The organism is Pseudomonas sp. B21-010 (assembly GCF_024749325.1).
In the GTDB taxonomy this organism is placed as follows: domain Bacteria; phylum Pseudomonadota; class Gammaproteobacteria; order Pseudomonadales; family Pseudomonadaceae; genus Aquipseudomonas; species Aquipseudomonas kilonensis.
On sequence record NZ_CP087198.1, the window covers coordinates 376,507 to 392,321 of the forward strand.

Below are 15,815 nucleotides of genomic sequence, written 5' to 3' on the forward strand. Positions count from 1 at the left end.
CTAGGATTCGCCTACGCCTGTGGCTAACAACCATGACTCTTAAATAATAAAAAGGCCCGACACGATCACTCGTGGGCGGGCCTTTTCATTATTTCCAGGAGCAAGAGTCCGAAAAAGAGCGCAAAAGCGCCATTTCGGTTGCCCGCCACAGTGCGTATCAACCCGTACAAGGAAAATAAACATGTTGAACAAACGCATTAGTTTGATCGCACTGGGGATCTTGAGCACGACACACGCCATGGCCAACGACCAGGCGCAGTCCAAGGGGTTCGTTGAAGACAGCAGCTTGAAAGTGCTGTTGCGCAACGCTTATATCAACCGCGACTACAAAGATGGCAACGAAGACAAGGCCGAATGGGGCCAAGCGGCCATCGGTACCTTCTCGTCCGGCTTCACCCAGGGCACCGTGGGTGTCGGTGTGGATGCGTTCGGCCTGTACGCGCTGCGTCTGGACGGCGGCAAAGGCCGCAGCGGTGCGGGCGGCATCGACTTCTTCAAGCAAGGCGACAGCGGCAACGCGGCCGATGACCTGTCCAAGTTCGGGGCAGCGGTCAAGTTCCGCGTCTCCAACACCGTGCTGGCCTACGGCGACCAGATGCCGGCCCTGCCGGTGCTCAACTATGACAACTCGCGCCTGTTGCCGGAAAGCTACACCGGCACGTTGATCACCTCCAAGGAGATCAAGGGCCTGGAACTCAATGCCGGCCGCTTCACCGCTGAATCGCGCAAGAGCGCTGAAGGTCGTGACAGCGGTGGCCTGAAGTCGATCAACGTCTTGGGCGGCAGCTATCAGTTCACCGAGCAGTTCAAGGCTTCGCTCTACGCTTCGGATGTCGAAGACGTATTGAAGAAGCAATACGTGAACGCCAACTATGTGTTCCCGCTGGCCAAGGATCAGTCCCTGACCCTGGATTTCAACGGTTATCGCACCAAGCTGGACAACAGCTACGTTCGTGAAAACAACGTCACCGGCGATGACAACAAGATCTGGAGCCTGGCTGCCACCTTCGCCACGGGCCCGCACAGCTTCACGCTCGCCCATCAGCGCAGCACCGGCGACAGCAACCTGGGCTACGCCTACGGCGGCTATCAGCGCGGGCAGAATCGGGTGGGTGATGGCGGTAACACGATCTACCTGGCCAACTCCTACTGGTCCGACTTCAACGCTGAAGACGAACGCAGCTGGCAGTTGGGCTATGGCCTGGACTTCACCACCTTCGGCGTACCGGGCCTGACCTATAACGTCGCTTATGTGCGTGGCGATAACATCACCACGTCCACCAGCGAAGGCGGTACCGAGCGCGAGATCTTCAACCAGTTCAAGTACGTGGTCCAGGGCGGCCCGGCCAAGGACTTGAGCGTAAGGTTGCGCAGTTCCGTGCTGCGGGTGTCGCAGAAGTCCAGCGAGTACAACGTCAGTGGTAATGAGCTGCGGGTGTTCGTGGATTACCCGATCAACGTCTTCTGATGCCTGATCGCGTTGTAAGTGGGTAAAACCGTGGCGAGGGAGCTTGCTCCCGCTGGCCGTAGGAGCTGCCGAAGGCTGCGATCTTTTGATCTTTTGATCTTTTGATCTTTTGATCTTTCGCTTGAGACTCAAGCGTCTGGGGAAAGATCGCAGCCTCGTTGCACTCGACAGCTCCTACGAGCCCAGCGAGGGCAAGCCCCCTCGCCACAATTGATTCAAACCTGCCTGAAGTGAATAGCGTTGCGACCTCAAACTCGGGTCTTTTTGGCTTTTAGTGCAATAAATACCGCTGTAACCGCCTGTTTCTCCGAGCAAAAGTCGTACTAATGCAACTTTGCCCACCGTTTCAAGCTCCGCTTGAAATGCCTCAAATACTTTCTCATGGACGTAAATCCTGCACCTACTAGATTAGGCCGCTCAATGCAGCGGAGACCTATGAAAAATGATCGTTTTGAACAGGGAAGTGGGCGAAGCGCTAAGACGTGACAAATACGTCAACGTTCGCGGTGGGGACTTCAACCTCTACGGTCATTTCGGCGATTTTGTCCGGCTGACCAAAAGCTGGGAAAACATGGAGCCCGACAGTTACTACGGCCAGGCCGAGTCAGGCATGCGTTTTCGCCGCTACAGCGACTTCGAATACAACCCTACGACCCGCGCGCTCACGCAGCTCGAACACCGGGCCTACGTTCAGTCCAAGGCCAACAACAGTTATGTCGGCGGACTGGAGCGGCACTTCCAGGACTTCTCCAACGAAGTGATCAATTCGCCCGTGATGCGCAGCCTGATCGACACGGACTTCGAGGTCTACAAGAACGTCCTGCCGCAGGAGCTGCACGATGAAATCTGGCAGTGCCAGATCCATCAGATCCGCATCGAGATCAAGCCGGGCAAACAGCTGGAAATCACCCCCGAAGGGATTCACTGCGACGGCTATCCGTTCAGCGGCGTGCACTTCTGGGGCCGTCAGAATGTGGCCGGTGCGGAAAGCCGCTTGTACAGCGCCCAGGAAGAACAGTTGGCGGCGACGACCTACGAGGACATCCTCGACACGACGTTTTTCCTGGATCGCGACATGCGCCATTACGTGACCCCGGCGCGCAACACCCATAGCCATGACATGGCGTACCGGCAGATCCTGGCCATTTCCTTCTCGCGGCCCGGGACCGCTTTCGACATTGTTCGCTGAACGGCTCGAACCCATGGACGAGCCGACGCAACAGGTCCTGTTGCGCCGGGCCATGGTCCGGGACGCCGAGCGACTGGAGCGGTTCTTTCGCGCTTTCGACGAAGTGTCGTTCTGCGAATGGCAGGATGCCCGATTCTTGCGCGGTGTGTTGTTGCAGGACACCACCACCGCGTACCTGGCAATCGATGCGAGCGGTGACGTGGTGGGCGCGGTGATCGGCGGTATGCTCGGTACCCGTGGCACTATCAATCACTTGGCGGTCAACCCGCAGCATCGCACCAAAGGCCTGGGCCAGCGCCTGGTCGAAGCCGCGTCGGCTGACATGAAACGGGTCGGCGTGCTGCGCATGTTCCTTTTCGTCGACGATGCTAATCTGGCCGGCAAGCGCTTCTGGGCGGCCCAGGGCTTCTGTGAGCCCCGGGGTGAAACCACCTTCGAGAGGGATTTATGAACAAGACTTCCAGCCAGCCGCTGGCGGTCGAACCACAAGCCTCGCGTACCTTTGCTGAAGCCAGTCCGGTGGTAGCGGGTTATTTCACGGTTTCGTTTGTGTTCGGTCTGATGGCGGTCAACGCCGGGTTGCCCCTGTGGTTGCCGGTGGCGATGTGCCTGTTCGTTTATGCGGGCGCTGCGCAATTCGCCGCGCTGGCGTTGATTTCCAGCGGTGCGTCGCTGACCACCATCGTGCTCACCACGTTCCTGATCAATGCCCGGCACATGCTGATGTCGGTCTACATGGCCAAGGCGCTGCGTGCGCTGGGGCTCAGCCGTTTCGAGCGCTGGTGCTACGCCGCGGGGCTGACGGACGAGTCGTTTGCGTTCCACAGCGTCAAGCTCGGCAGCGGGGCGCCGGTGAGCGTGCGCTACCTGGTCGGCTTCAACCTGTTCTGCCACACATCCTGGGTGCTGGGTGGTTTGCTGGGCGCCGTATGTGCGCAATACGCGGCGCACCTCATCAAATACCAGCTCGACTATGCCCTGACCGCGATGATGCTCTATGTGCTGGTTTCGTTGTGCAACACCCGCAACAAACTGATCGCAGCCCTGGCGGCTGTCGTCTGCATGGGCGGGCTGAGCCTGCTGGGCAGCTCGCCATTCAATGTCTTCATTGCCACGTTCGTTGGCTGCGGGGTAGGCGTATGCCTGACCAAACGTTCCTGATCCTGGTCGTGGTCCTGATGATGGCCGTGACCTTCCTGCCGCGCGCCCTGCCGTTGCAGATCAATACCGAACACTGGCCGCCCTTTATTGCCCGCGCCCTGGAATACCTGCCAGTGGCGATCGTCGCTGCCATCAGCCTGACGCCCTTGTTGATCAAGGATCAGCGGATACAACTCGACCGCCCTGAGTTTTATGCCGCGATTCCGACGCTGTTATGTGCGTATTTCAGCCGCAACCTGTTTCTCAGTGTGGCGGTGGGCACGGCGGCGTACATCGCGCTCGGTTCGTTCCTGTAGCGTCAGGTCCACCACATCGTGCAGTGCCTGGCCGGACAACTCCGGATTGTTCACCGCCAGGCGGACTTCAAGGAAGTCCTCGAAATCCGGGAAAATCGCCAGGCCGTTGCGCAACGCGGCTTCCCGGGACACCAGCCCCAAGCCATCGAGCTGTGTGATCAATGACAACGTCAGCGTCTCACTGCAGGAATACACCATGCGCTGGCTTGACCCGTATTCACCCAGACCGGCGTCGAGAAAGCGCAGGAAGCTGCGGGAGTACGGGCATTCTTCTGCCGGACGCACCTGAAACTTGTCACCGAGCAGGCCAAGGGAATCGTCAGCATCGCCACAATGGGCGCCGACGACCCGCACCTGCACATCGGGCATGGTGATGCTGGTAAAACCGCCCTGTTGCTGGCCGATCAGGATCGCCAGGTCAAAATCTTCATTCCTGAGTTTGCTCAGGTTCTCCATCGACTCGGCGTAGCTGAATTCCAGCTGATACTGGGGGAACACAGCGATCAACCGGTCGATCATTCGCCGGTTGAACTCCGCCGGCAGGGTGGTATTGAGCGCCACTCTGAGGGTGCGCTGTCGCGGGGTCTTGAGCGCCGCGACTTTCTCCTCCAACTGCCGGGTGGCAACCAGCACCTGATCCATGAAGGGGGTCAGTTCCGAGCCTTGGCTCGTCAACGTCAGGCCCTTGTTCGAGCGCCGGAACAACCGGAAACCGAACTGTTCCTCGACCTTGTTCAACTGCGCCGCCAACGCCTGCACCGTGAGGCACGAATGCTCGGCCGCTGCCGACAACGAGCCGGTCTGCACGATACGCATGAGGTTGCGTAGGGTTCTGCTATCCATGAGGTAATGCCCTCTGCTTAAGTGGGCTCGCTATTGTTGTGCACCTGGGCCGGGCCAGGCAGTGCATGCCGGCTATCATCATGCACCTTGCCACGATTGTCGCGATTTTGTGCCGAAAAACGCCGGGTGGCGATGGTTGGAGCTTATGCGGGATTTGGGGATTTTGCCGGTTTGGCGTGAATAGGCTTGTATCGTCCGTCTGGTTAACGCTTTGCCTGCAACCGTGTCAGAAATTTCCCAGGAAAGAAAAGACTCTGGCTGATATCCGTGTGTTGTTCGAACGGTTGAAATGTGGCGCTTACATTAGAGAAGCATCGCCACGTCTGGATCGGTTGGATAAAGGTAATTGCCGGCGTCTACGAAACATGCAAGTGGTTGCTGAAGGTCACTTGCATGAATCTTCCTGGGACGAAGGAGGTGTCTGGGCAAACAAGCTGGAAAGATCTTGGCTTGCCTGATATTCGAGATATTTCGGTTGCACCAACAGCCTCCCCAGTGCATGAGTTACCCGGTGCCGTTGACTTCGACAGTGCCCTGAAGCAGGTAGCCTTGGGTTTTGGGCTGCAGGAAGATATGGACGACCCATCAGAGTAGAAAACCCGCCAAATCTCCAAAGGGTTGCGCACCGTATCCACTGCAAATTCCGTGAAGGGTACGTACTCTGGAATTTCATGAATTGCGATAAGAAAGCACTCAACAAACACAGGCATGGCCATTTGGTTTATCAGCGATGCTTGGGCCCCCAAGAATGAAAAAAGCAGCCCAGGGGCTGCTTTTCTTGAAGAGTCGCTTGATATTGTGCTCCCTCAAGCAGGGGAGAAGAGGTCTCACCCGAGCGCTGATGTTCAGGTTATCAACGGGGTTCCTAACGCCGACTATCGCCACCTGAAGGCAGTCGGTTTCGCGCTCTTGAAGTCGATTTTCTGGTATGGCTAAGGTTTATGTCAATCCGTGCCGCGATCTTCTTCAAGTCAGAAATGTAACAGGGGAGAAGCCTGAAAAATTATCCACTCAGACTTGCTTGTTCGCTTGCGAATAAAAACTTAAAAATAATCCATATCTGTACTATCCTCTAAGCACCACCCCGCGACAAAGGAGCCCAAACCCATGGCGACTTCCTCCATCACGCTCAACGCACAGCAACAATTGGACTCCCCGGACGCGGGTCGAGTCGCGTTGAAGTTTTTCTTCAACCTCATGGCGCTCTGGGGCTGCAGCGTCGAGCAGCAGCGCACATTGCTGGGCAAGGTCGGAAACACGACCTTCTACAAATACAAACAATTGCCGGAAAACGTGAAGCTGCCTCGCGATACGCTCGAGCGCATTTCCTACCTCATGGGTATCCACAAGGCGCTGAGCATTATCTTCAGCAATAGCCGGGACCGTGTTTATCAATGGGTCAGCAGCCCGAACACCGCAGCACCGTTCAACGGCCAGTCGGCGCTGTCCTACATGCTGACCGGGCGAGTGGTAGACATCGCCGATGTGCGGCGATACCTCGACGGAGTGCGCGGTTAATGGTGCCACCACTGGCGGACCCGCAATGGAAACGGGCCTATCGGATCGTCAACAGCAGCTTCCCGCCGATTTCGCTGTTTGAAGACGTACTCGACCCCGAAGACCTGCCCACGGCCTACGCCCTGGAAGCGTTGACCAACGATCGGCTGATGGAACAAGCCGGCGTGCTCTCCCGGGTACGTCCCGAGGACCGCATTTCCGGGCCCGGCTCCTCACCGGTGATGGCGGCGTTTACCCACATCGGCAAAAGCAGCCGCTTCAGCGACGGCACATTCGGCGTCTACTACGCTGCCAGCAGCCAGGAAGCCGCCATTGCCGAGACCTGCTACCACCAGGCGCGATTTCTTGGCGCGACCAACGAGCCAGACCTGGAGTTGACCATGCGCACCTACGTCAACAAGGTCGTCAAACCTCTGCACGACATCCGCCACGACTACCCCCACCTCCACAACCCGGACCCTACCGCCTACGGCCCGTCCCAAGTGTTTGCCCGGCAGCTGCGTGAAACCCTGTCGTGGGGGCTGCTGTACAACAGCGTCCGCCTGCCCGGCCACGAATGCGTGGCCGCGTTTCGCCCACCGGCGGTTTCGATTCCAACGCAGGGCAAGCACATTCGGTATGTCTGGAGTGCCCAGAAACGGGAGATTTCGTTTGTGTTTGAGGTGAGTCAGGTGTGAGCCAGGGCTTTTAGGGTGTTTTATGGCTGGGCAATAATTAATGCCCAGCCATAATGTTCAATAATTGGCGATTATTGAAAGCGGAGGCTGCTGTGCAGCCAGCGGGAGCAAGCTCCCTCGCCACAAAAGCGCCGATTGATCAAATCTTGAACTGCTGCACCGAAGCCTGCATCGACCCTGCCGCATTGTTCAATTGATCCGCCGTTTGCGTCAGGGTGTGAATCGAGCGTGTGTTCTCGCGGGACTGCTCGGCAATCGACTCCACCCGCTGGGCCATCTCATCGCTGGCCTTGGATTGCTCGGCAATGGTCTGGGAAATTTCCTCCACCACTTCGGCCGCATGCCGGGCGCCGGTGCGGATTTCGCTGATGGATACCCCGGCCTGCTGGGCCAGGTTGACGCCTTCGTCCACGCGGCTGACGCAAGCTTGCATGTTCGCCACCGCGTCTCGTGCGCTGGACTGGATGCGCTCGATCATCGCGGTGATTTCCTGAGTGGACTGCGTGGTGCGCGCCGCCAGGTTGCGCACCTCGTCGGCCACCACCGCAAAACCACGCCCCGCCTCACCGGCGCGGGCGGCTTCGATGGCGGCGTTGAGGGCCAGCAAGTTGGTCTGTTCGGCGATGCTCTTGATCACCTGGATGATCGAATGAATGTCTTCGGACGAAGCGTCCAGCGCGGTGATCTTGCTGGACGACTGGTTGACCACCTCGGCGATCCGGCTCATGCCCTCCACCACGCCGAGAATCACCTGGCCACCGCTGCTCGCCAAATGCTCGGACTGCGCGGAAATCGTCCGGGCACTGTCGGCGTGCTGATGGATCTGGCTGATATTCGCCATCATCTGCTCCATGCTCGCCGCCATGCTGGTCGCGCTCTGGGCCTGCTGATCGGCGCTGGACACAATCTGCCGCGCCGTATCGCCCAGGTGCCGGGACGTGCCGTGCAACTCATCGCTCTGGCCGCGGATCGTGGCGATCATCTGCCGCAGATTGGTCTGCATCTGCTCGATCACACCTTGCAACTGACCCAGCTCATCCTTGCTCTTAGCCCCCATCGAGCGCTGCAGATCCCCTTGGGAAATCGCCTGGGTATTGAGGATGATCTTGTTCAGCGGCGTCAGCACTGCCTTGAGCAGGCTCCACGACAACAATGCCAGTGCCACACAAGTGGCCAACAAAGTAACGATCATCCAGTTTTGCGACGTTTGAATGCTGCTGTCCTGATGTTCGCGGGACGACTGCGCCTGGTTCTCGATCAACTCGCTCACTGCTTCGTTGCGTTCCTCCAGCGCTGAAAACGCCTTGTCGAACTCCGCGCGCAACGCATGGCCATCCTGGGAGCCACTCAGTGCCTTGCCGATTATTTGCTTGGCTTTGTCGATGTAGGTTTCGACCTGTGGTTTGAGCTCGCCAATCGCCTTGGCGACATCCCCTGGCAACTTGGCCTCGGCGTTTTCGGCGATAACCTTGCGCATCCGCTGCGTATGCTCATCGAACGCCTCCAGCACCTCCTTCGCCCCCTGGGCATCCCCCGGCTTCACCAGCAGAGCGGCGAGCACATCGGCACGAATGGCGTCGTGCATCATGTCCGCTTCCATGTGCTTGCGCATGGCCGAAATACTGGTCTCGTTCTGCACCAGGGCCTCGGTCATGGAGTGATAACCCCACAACCCGATACCGCCGAGCAACAGCGCAAAAGAAAGACTGACCAACCCCGAGCCTATGATCTTGGTGCGGATCTTCATCGCTTACTGCTCCTGGAGCGGGGGAATTCTGGGAAAGTGTAGTCGAGCGCCAGCCGAGCCTTGGGACAGGCCAGGCTCTTATTCGAGGCTATCGGCGGGGGAAATGATTAGATGAATATGCCGCAAATTGTTTGGGCCAGGGACAGGGTGAACCTGTGGCGAGGGAGCTTGCTCCCGCTGGGCTGCGAAGCAGCCCTTCTTTAACTGCCCCGGCAGACTAAACCCAATGCTGCCCCGCTCAGTGAGCAGCATTGCGCCTGCGGTTCTTAAGCAGGATTACTCCCCGGCGCCTCCAGCACCTTCACCACGTCATCGATGACGGCCTTGCTCATATCCTGTAGATAACACGACGCCCAGGCATATCGATCCGTGCTGCGAATCATCGCCGCGTCCTCGGCCAGGACCTTGGCGACGTGGAGCAGGTCGGAGGCGTGGGACAGGGCTTCGCCGATGGGGATGCCGCTGTTGACGCGGAATAGGGGGCGGTCGGAATGGTAGCAGAAGGGGGTTAGGCCTGGGGTTTTGAGGTTTGGGATAGGTCATTGCGCACCTCCATTTGCTAATTGGCGGCGGGTGGTGACTAGCAAAGCGATAAAGCGAGACTGCAGCAGATCCATGGCATACATCGATAAACTCCCGTATCAAAGAGAGCTGTCACGTTCGTTCTCAGGCGAATGGGTGGCAGCTGTGCGCAGGCTGAGAAACCGGAGATACAGGAACCCGGCAGACCCGAAGGTCTCCCACGCACAGCCGCCATTGCACGGAATGCGGACATAAAAAAACGCCGCAAAACGTGGTTCGGGCGCTGTAGCGCCTGCATCTTACTCGGGTTCTCAGGCCCGGTCGCTGAATTGGCAGCGACAGTTGGAGAGTAGCGGGCGATTGTGGAGGCTGCAATCGAGGCGCGATGCTGGCGGGTGAGGTTTAGGTAGTTTTATGGCTGGGCAATAATTCGCGTCGTGGCCAATGGCGTCGACTGTGCGACGCACGGGCACACAAGTGTTTGGAGGCAATTCCAATGGGTGATGAATACGAGCAGTTTCAACAGGATTTGCTCGAATCTGTGCTTCAAATGACAGCGGGAGAAAACATGCAGGTTGTGGTCAGTCAGAGCCAATTACCTTCCAAGGTGGTACTGATGAACGAGGATGATGTGGCCTTGATCCATAAGGCGCGAGAGCGGCTTGCTGCTCCACAGCGAGTTAAAGTTTCAATGGATGATCTATAGCCCCAGAGTTGGGTGGACGGGTAGAGATGGCGCAGCAGGAAGTAATCGTGAAACAGTGCTTGCTCATATCGTCACAAACGTTGAAAAGCAAGCAAGCCCGAAAACCTTCATCATTGAGGTTGTCATGACCAAAATATTTCTAAATCTGCCGCGAAGAAATGGGACGAATTTATTTTCCTGAGGCAAAGGATGCTGTTTGGTTGAGGTTGCTTCAGTCGTGGCGTTAAAAGAAAGGCTGCCCGTTGTCTGGGCTGAAAGATTGTCGGTGGGTTTGGCGGCCTCATCGCGAGCAAGCTCGCTCCCACAGGTTTTTCAGGGTGTGGAGGAAAAGTGAACACCCCAGAAACAACAAAGCCCTCGCATTTCTGCGAGGGCTTCGTTTTGTATGGTGCGGCACCAGACGAACGGTATGTTTCGGCGAGACTAGGTTTTTCGGGCGTCTGGAGTTCGCTGGAAAATTCGACGTACCCCAACTAGTAACTATAAATAAATCAGCTAGTTATGGCGTTCGGTGGAATCGAATTCGGGATTTTTTAGATGTCAGCACATTGTCGGTCTGTAAGTAATTCAGAGCCGCATACGAATGGTAAACCTCCCGAATTCGAACGTTGTCGATCATCCCTTCAGTAGAGAATAGGCAGGAATCCGCCAAAAGCTGCCGTGGCGACAGGCAGCAGACGGCCACTCAGGGTGAGCAGCGTAAGGTTTGAAACCGGCATGGCAGTGCTCCCGACGGTTACAAGACCTACCCAGACTAGATCCTCTTTACGCAAAGATAAGCCGAGGGGAGCTGGATGCAGTGTCCAGGCTTTACCGCCAATCGAAACGGCGTTACCTACTCTGCAGATACGGCGCCATCAAGCCGGCAAACCACTCGATAAACGCACCGAGGCGCCGAGAGCGTTGGCGACGATCCGGATACAGTACAGACACGGTCATCGACGGCGGCCGGTAAGCTGCCAGCACTTCCACCAGCTCGCCGCTATCCAGTAAATGCTGCACATCGAACAACGGCACCTGAATCAAACCGAGCCCTGTGCAGCATGCGGTGATATAGCTTTCCGCATTATTTACCACCAAGCGACTGGGCAGTGGCAACGACTGCCGGACGCCGTCGAGACAATATTCCCACTGAGCCTCCTGCCCGCCCGATCCCGCCACATAGCCGACGCATACGTGCCGCTCCTGCAACTCGGCAAGCTCGGTGGGCACGCCAAACTCGGCCAGGTAGGCGGGGCTGGCGCAGTTGATCAGCAACACCTGCCCCAACGGTTTCACTACTAGGCTGCTGCTCTGCGGCGTGCCGAAACGAATCACACAATCGACGCCCTCCTGCACCAGGTCTATCGCCCGGTCGGTGGAACCCAGGCCCAGTTGCAGGCGCGGGTAACGCTGGAAAAATTCGGGCAGCGCAGGAATGAGTAGGCGCCGGGCGATACGGCTGGGCACATCGACTTCCAGGCGCCCCATCACCTGCTCTTGATGGGTGTGGAACAGTTGGTCGATCTCATCGATCTCGACCAACACCTGGCGCGCGCGCTGTAGTAACTGGCTGCCGTCGGTGGTCAACGACACCTTACGCGTGGTGCGGTGCAACAAGCGCGTTCCGGCATTGGCTTCCAATTGTTGAATGGCCGCCGATACTGTGGCGCGCGGCAGTTTCAGCAGTCGTGCGGCCTGGATGAAACTACCGAGCTCAGCCACCTGAACGAAAACGCGGTACTGCTCGATGCGGTCCATGGGTTATCAGTGCTCGACGACGGCGTTAGCCTGTTTCGCTCGAAACCGGCGCACCACCCGCCATTCCACGAAACTGACGATCAACAACACCATGGTGGTCAACGTGCCCACCATCAGCAGGTCGGTCAAAAACGCAATCGGCGCCAGCGCCAGCAATAGCACGATGCCGGCCAGGTGCGATTTGGCGACCACCTGATACACCTCGCGTTTGTACAACAGGCTGGCGAATAGAAAGATCATGGGCCCCAGCAGCAGGGTCACGACGTAGGCCGTGTTCATGTGCTTGTCGGGGTGGGCCATAACCAGATCATTGCCGACGGCCGTGGCAATGATGCCGGCCACCAGCACCGCGTGAATGTAATGAAAGTAAGCGCCGGTGCGCCCAGGGTCCTTGGAGTGGGTAACGCAATGAATGGCGTCTTTGCTCGCCGTGCCGAAGTACAACCACCACATAGCCAGGGTGCCCAGTAAGGTCACCAATAACCCCACCAACACGGGAATATCCCAGTGCTCGGTTTCGGCGAGCACCGCGCCGCTGGCCAGCAGCGTTTCGCCCAGTGCGACAATCACAAACAGCTGGCAACGCTCGGCTAGATGCGCGCCCTCGATGGTCCAGTCACTGGTGCGCGAGCGTCCCAGCCCCGGCAGCGCAAAGCCGAACATGGGCGACACGTACTCACATAGCACCGCGATTAGCCATAGGCCGATACGCCACGGCCCTTCCATAAACGCGCCCGCCAACCAGAACGCCGCGGCAATCACTACCCAGCCGAGCATGCGCTTGAAGTTCGGTGCCAGCGCGTGTTCACCGGGCAAATGCAGCACGATAAAGGCGGTACGGCCTACCTGAATCGCCACATAGGCCAGCGCAAACACTAAGCCCCGCTCGCCAAAGGCTTCAGGAATGCTCGCCGCCATCAGCAATGCGGGAAACATCAGGGCGAAGATCAGGCCGCGCACCCTCGGGGTTTCGGGGTTAAACCAGTTGGTGACCCAGCAGGTGTATTGCCAGCCAAGCCATACCGCGAACCACAGAATAAGGGTCTCCATCACGCCGGCCAAGGTCAGGTGATGGAGCAGGCCGTGGCTGAGTTGGGTCACGGCGAAGACATAGACGAGGTCGAACAATAGCTCTTCGAACGTCACCCGCGCATGGTGACCATCACGGTGGCGAAGTAACGGGTGATGTGCAGACTGTTCGGCGCTCATAGCAACCCCATGGTCTGGTTTGTCGGGAAAGTGTCAACGCGACATTACGGGGTTGCAATCGTTTTTTTCGCCCGTTACTTGGTGGTATAACCGCCGTTGATCAAAATCGTCTGGCCCGTCACCCACCAGCCATCACTCACCAGATTGCGAATAAACGGCACCACATCCTCGATATCAGTCAGGCCCGTCCGCGAGAACGGCGAAAGCGCCGCTGCGGTCTTATGATAGTTCACCGCATCCTGACCTTCGGCCGGATAGAAAAACGGCGTATCCATCGGGCCAGGGCCCACTGCCGTCACTGAAATACCACGCGCGCCGAGTTCTTTTGCAGCCGCTCGGGTGAACTGCTCCACCGGCGCTTTGCTGCCGGCATACGCCGCGTAGAACGGCGTGAACGCGCCGAGCAGCGAGGTGACGATGGTGCAGATCTTGCCGTTGTCGTTGAGGTGCTTGCCGGCTTCCTTGAGAAAGAAAAACGCGGTTTTGGAGTTAACCGCCATCATCTCGTCGTACTCAGCTTCGGTGATCTCGGCCATAGGCTTTTTCAACACCTTGCCCACGGTGTTGATCGCAATATCCGGGCGCCCGACTGCGGCCACGGCATCGCTGAACAGCTTTTCCACGGCACCGGCAGTGGTCAGGTCTGCCTGCAACGCCACCGCCTTGGCTCCCAACGCCTCGAGAGCCGCCACGGTAGCGTTGGCATCGCCCTGGCTGGAGGCGCTGTTGTAATGCACCACTACGGCCTTAGCACCGTGCTGGGCGAGATCGCGGGCGAGCAAGCCGCCGAGATTTTTCACACCGCCGGCGATCAGTACGACCTTGCCATTGATTGAATGTTTGGACATGACAACGCTCCTGGGCTGGGAAAGGTACGACCCAGTCTAGAGCGGCCGCGGGCAAAGATAAGCACACTGATGCTGGATGCACTGTTCAGTGTTTTCAGCCAATAAGCGTAAAGTTACTTCCCGACTCTAAACGTCAGATGTTGTTGAGTCAGGTGAATGACCGCATATGGCTGTTCTCTGTCCTTCGTTTAGCGGTTGAACTGCCAGGGTTTTCCTAAGCGATGAGTGAGTAATTTCATGGTCAGCAAATAGTAATAGCGCGTCGATTCAGTGTGCTGGTTTAGGTTGTGATTCAAAAACCACGCAAGGTGCTTTCTCTGCCAAGTCCATGGATTGTCGCGTTGCCAGCGCTCAGCGATCGCTGTTTGGATAGCCTTCGCCTGACGCAGGTGGCGTTGACGGGTGGTGTGCGATCCGGTCAGGACGCCCGCCAGGAACAGCTCCATATCGAATGGCTTGCTCATGCTGGGCCACCGATGTACGCCGATACCACGTCGATACGGCCGTGTCCGAGCTCATAGCTGATTTGTAAGCGTGCCTCTCGATCAAGGCGTGGATTGAGGCGCCTGCATCTGCCACCGTTGATGGCCGCGAGATGATGGGTGATTTGCTCATAGCGCTCGCACGCATAGGCTGCCCGCAATTCATGGAAGCCTTTGAGATTGTGCGTATGGAGGATATCTCGGGCGGGGCGGACGATTCCCTGCAAAAAATCGAGGTAACGTTCGTTCGGTGCCAGCAGGCTGCGGCTACCGTCGGGCGAGACCTGTTCGGCAAACCTCAGTGCGTCACGAATATGATCATCTAACGCAATCCAACGAGGTGCTGACGCGCCTGAACGGTCACCTTTGGTGCCGTCCTGGATGTTGATCTTGCCGAATTGCTTGGCTTCACGTTTTAGACCGGGAAGGTCGGCCAAAATCGCCTCGCGCAAGCGCATACCGGTGGATCGCGCTAACTGAGCGATGGCCGCGGCGCGCGGCTGCTGGTTTTCGCAAAGCACGTCGACGATCCGCTTCACCTGTTCGCGATCTTGGCCTTGCGGCGCTGAACGACGAACACTGGTGCGCCGCATTCCCAGCGCCTTACTCGGGCTCTGCACTTTCACATACTGATCACCGCGAAGCGCAGCCAGGGTCCGATTTACACTGGACAACCGGTTTTGCGCAGTGGCGATGGCCAGCTCACCTAGTTCGACTTGTTGGCGCAGATGTCCGGCGTAGTCCAGCAAGGTCTGCCAATTAATCTGCCGCGCATCGTTAAACCCCGGCCCTTCCTCCGACCGACACCAGCGTACGAACGCCTGCCAGCGATCACTATGTGCTTTGACCGTGCCGTAATGCCCGCCGCCAAATAGATCGCGCAATGCCTGCGGCCCGGCATAGCTCAGTTGCCGGCCATAGCCAAAATTGCGCCCATCCCGCCTACCTACCAATGCCATGATCAAACGCCTCTCGAAGCCAAAACTTTTAAAACTTTCCCCACTTCATCCCGCCAAGGATGTTCAGTGTTATCAGGGATCAAGGCCCCTGCGACCTGTGAGGGTTGCCCACTAACGCGGGACTGGCGGCTCCTTACGACCGGGAGCTTGGGCATCTCATGATCTGGCCTCCTGAACACCGATAGCGGTGGGCGGGTGGAGGCTGCACTGGCTGACGAGACCGGTGCCGCGAGATCCTGAGTCAGTTGAAGGCAGTGAGGCGATGACCGGGGCATGCCTGACTGTCAGTCAGGTGCAGTCCATTCCGTGGGCTGCGGCACCATCATCTGCATCGCTGTTGATGGTGACGTCGGTGTTTGTCACGCCGATTGTCACGAGGAGAGTTGCGGCAATGCCTTGTACGACGTGGCTTGCAGCAATGGTACGAGCGCCCGTCTCTTTCCGGGAGAA

General features: G+C 58.0%; 17 protein-coding genes. 9 read left to right on the top strand and 8 right to left on the bottom strand.

Features of this window, described 5'->3' with window-relative positions:
* Positions 1–181 precede the first annotated feature (181 nt).
* From LOY50_RS01630 to LOY50_RS01650, 5 genes are all read left to right on the top strand, one after another.
* On the top strand, positions 182–1,468 hold the full coding sequence (locus LOY50_RS01630; protein WP_214510962.1) for an OprD family porin: 1,287 nt from the start codon (positions 182–184) through the stop codon (positions 1,466–1,468).
* A gap of 442 nt (positions 1,469–1,910) precedes the next feature.
* Complete coding sequence (locus LOY50_RS01635) at positions 1,911–2,657, top strand: 2OG-Fe dioxygenase family protein (protein WP_253470966.1); 747 nt, start codon at positions 1,911–1,913, stop codon at positions 2,655–2,657.
* Between the two features lie 13 nt (positions 2,658–2,670).
* On the top strand, positions 2,671–3,108 hold the full coding sequence (locus LOY50_RS01640) for a GNAT family N-acetyltransferase (protein ID WP_253470968.1): 438 nt from the start codon (positions 2,671–2,673) through the stop codon (positions 3,106–3,108).
* Positions 3,105–3,818 carry an AzlC family ABC transporter permease gene (locus tag LOY50_RS01645; RefSeq protein WP_024619247.1) on the top strand — a complete coding sequence of 238 codons (714 nt, stop codon included), beginning with the start codon at positions 3,105–3,107 and terminating at the stop codon, positions 3,816–3,818. The genes LOY50_RS01640 and LOY50_RS01645 overlap by 4 nt, the downstream gene beginning before the upstream one ends.
* Complete coding sequence (locus LOY50_RS01650; RefSeq protein ID WP_214510959.1) at positions 3,797–4,114, top strand: AzlD domain-containing protein; 318 nt, start codon at positions 3,797–3,799, stop codon at positions 4,112–4,114. The genes LOY50_RS01645 and LOY50_RS01650 overlap by 22 nt, the downstream gene beginning before the upstream one ends.
* Here the strand turns inward: LOY50_RS01650 and LOY50_RS01655 are convergent.
* A complete protein-coding gene (locus tag LOY50_RS01655) occupies positions 4,031–4,957 on the bottom strand; it encodes a LysR family transcriptional regulator (RefSeq protein WP_214510958.1) in 927 nt (308 codons plus the stop codon). The two genes, LOY50_RS01650 and LOY50_RS01655, sit on opposite strands and share 84 nt — an antisense overlap.
* 708 nt (positions 4,958–5,665) lie before the next feature.
* Between LOY50_RS01655 and LOY50_RS01660 the strand changes: the two genes are divergently transcribed.
* The 3 genes from LOY50_RS01660 to LOY50_RS01670 all read left to right on the top strand — a co-directional run bounded on the left by LOY50_RS01660 (position 5,666) and on the right by LOY50_RS01670 (position 7,152).
* Positions 5,666–5,893, top strand: a complete 228-nt coding sequence (locus LOY50_RS01660) for a hypothetical protein (RefSeq protein ID WP_258690189.1) — start codon at positions 5,666–5,668, stop codon at positions 5,891–5,893.
* A 171-nt stretch (positions 5,894–6,064) separates the two neighbouring features.
* The gene (locus LOY50_RS01665; protein ID WP_258690190.1) at positions 6,065–6,475 is read left to right on the top strand and encodes an MbcA/ParS/Xre antitoxin family protein; all 411 of its coding nucleotides are present in this window, start codon (positions 6,065–6,067) and stop codon (positions 6,473–6,475) included.
* A complete protein-coding gene (locus LOY50_RS01670; RefSeq protein ID WP_053185121.1) occupies positions 6,475–7,152 on the top strand; it encodes an RES family NAD+ phosphorylase in 678 nt (225 codons plus the stop codon). The genes LOY50_RS01665 and LOY50_RS01670 overlap by 1 nt, the downstream gene beginning before the upstream one ends.
* Before the next feature lie 139 nt (positions 7,153–7,291).
* On the opposite strand, the gene LOY50_RS01675 is transcribed toward LOY50_RS01670, so the two are convergent.
* Both LOY50_RS01675 and LOY50_RS01680 read right to left on the bottom strand, forming a co-directional pair.
* The gene (locus tag LOY50_RS01675) at positions 7,292–8,899 is read right to left on the bottom strand and encodes a methyl-accepting chemotaxis protein (protein WP_258690191.1); all 1,608 of its coding nucleotides are present in this window, start codon (positions 8,897–8,899) and stop codon (positions 7,292–7,294) included.
* A 266-nt stretch (positions 8,900–9,165) separates the two neighbouring features.
* The gene (locus LOY50_RS01680) at positions 9,166–9,435 is read right to left on the bottom strand and encodes a DUF3077 domain-containing protein (RefSeq protein ID WP_253478363.1); all 270 of its coding nucleotides are present in this window, start codon (positions 9,433–9,435) and stop codon (positions 9,166–9,168) included.
* A gap of 482 nt (positions 9,436–9,917) precedes the next feature.
* Between LOY50_RS01680 and LOY50_RS01685 the strand changes: the two genes are divergently transcribed.
* Complete coding sequence (locus LOY50_RS01685; protein ID WP_253470976.1) at positions 9,918–10,127, top strand: hypothetical protein; 210 nt, start codon at positions 9,918–9,920, stop codon at positions 10,125–10,127.
* Between the two features lie 831 nt (positions 10,128–10,958).
* Here the strand turns inward: LOY50_RS01685 and LOY50_RS01690 are convergent.
* From LOY50_RS01690 to LOY50_RS01710, 5 genes are all read right to left on the bottom strand, one after another.
* Positions 10,959–11,867 (bottom strand): LysR family transcriptional regulator, encoded by a 909-nt coding sequence (locus LOY50_RS01690; protein WP_090401064.1) that lies wholly within the window; start codon positions 11,865–11,867, stop codon positions 10,959–10,961.
* A gap of 6 nt (positions 11,868–11,873) precedes the next feature.
* Positions 11,874–13,076 (bottom strand): low temperature requirement protein A, encoded by a 1,203-nt coding sequence (locus LOY50_RS01695; protein ID WP_258690192.1) that lies wholly within the window; start codon positions 13,074–13,076, stop codon positions 11,874–11,876.
* Between the two features lie 74 nt (positions 13,077–13,150).
* On the bottom strand, positions 13,151–13,924 hold the full coding sequence (locus tag LOY50_RS01700; RefSeq protein WP_090401062.1) for an SDR family oxidoreductase: 774 nt from the start codon (positions 13,922–13,924) through the stop codon (positions 13,151–13,153).
* Between the two features lie 188 nt (positions 13,925–14,112).
* Positions 14,113–14,388 carry a hypothetical protein gene (locus tag LOY50_RS01705; RefSeq protein WP_258690193.1) on the bottom strand — a complete coding sequence of 92 codons (276 nt, stop codon included), beginning with the start codon at positions 14,386–14,388 and terminating at the stop codon, positions 14,113–14,115.
* Positions 14,385–15,365, bottom strand: a complete 981-nt coding sequence (locus tag LOY50_RS01710) for an integrase domain-containing protein (protein ID WP_258690194.1) — start codon at positions 15,363–15,365, stop codon at positions 14,385–14,387. Before LOY50_RS01710 ends, LOY50_RS01705 begins: the two co-directional genes overlap by 4 nt.
* Positions 15,366–15,815: the final 450 nt, after the last annotated feature.

Coding starts and splice junctions, on each gene's coding strand:
- LOY50_RS01645 (WP_024619247.1), top strand. CDS start 3,105: ATGAACAAGACTTCCAGCCAGCCGCTGGCGGTCGAACCACAAGCCTCG.
- LOY50_RS01670 (WP_053185121.1), top strand. CDS start 6,475: ATGGTGCCACCACTGGCGGACCCGCAATGGAAACGGGCCTATCGGATC.
- LOY50_RS01675 (WP_258690191.1), bottom strand. CDS start 8,899: ATGAAGATCCGCACCAAGATCATAGGCTCGGGGTTGGTCAGTCTTTCT.
- LOY50_RS01655 (WP_214510958.1), bottom strand. CDS start 4,957: ATGGATAGCAGAACCCTACGCAACCTCATGCGTATCGTGCAGACCGGC.
- LOY50_RS01710 (WP_258690194.1), bottom strand. CDS start 15,365: ATGGCATTGGTAGGTAGGCGGGATGGGCGCAATTTTGGCTATGGCCGG.
- LOY50_RS01660 (WP_258690189.1), top strand. CDS start 5,666: ATGGCCATTTGGTTTATCAGCGATGCTTGGGCCCCCAAGAATGAAAAA.
- LOY50_RS01690 (WP_090401064.1), bottom strand. CDS start 11,867: ATGGACCGCATCGAGCAGTACCGCGTTTTCGTTCAGGTGGCTGAGCTC.
- LOY50_RS01695 (WP_258690192.1), bottom strand. CDS start 13,076: ATGAGCGCCGAACAGTCTGCACATCACCCGTTACTTCGCCACCGTGAT.
- LOY50_RS01650 (WP_214510959.1), top strand. CDS start 3,797: ATGCCTGACCAAACGTTCCTGATCCTGGTCGTGGTCCTGATGATGGCC.
- LOY50_RS01700 (WP_090401062.1), bottom strand. CDS start 13,924: ATGTCCAAACATTCAATCAATGGCAAGGTCGTACTGATCGCCGGCGGT.
- LOY50_RS01705 (WP_258690193.1), bottom strand. CDS start 14,388: ATGAGCAAGCCATTCGATATGGAGCTGTTCCTGGCGGGCGTCCTGACC.
- LOY50_RS01635 (WP_253470966.1), top strand. CDS start 1,911: ATGATCGTTTTGAACAGGGAAGTGGGCGAAGCGCTAAGACGTGACAAA.
- LOY50_RS01665 (WP_258690190.1), top strand. CDS start 6,065: ATGGCGACTTCCTCCATCACGCTCAACGCACAGCAACAATTGGACTCC.
- LOY50_RS01630 (WP_214510962.1), top strand. CDS start 182: ATGTTGAACAAACGCATTAGTTTGATCGCACTGGGGATCTTGAGCACG.
- LOY50_RS01685 (WP_253470976.1), top strand. CDS start 9,918: ATGGGTGATGAATACGAGCAGTTTCAACAGGATTTGCTCGAATCTGTG.
- LOY50_RS01640 (WP_253470968.1), top strand. CDS start 2,671: ATGGACGAGCCGACGCAACAGGTCCTGTTGCGCCGGGCCATGGTCCGG.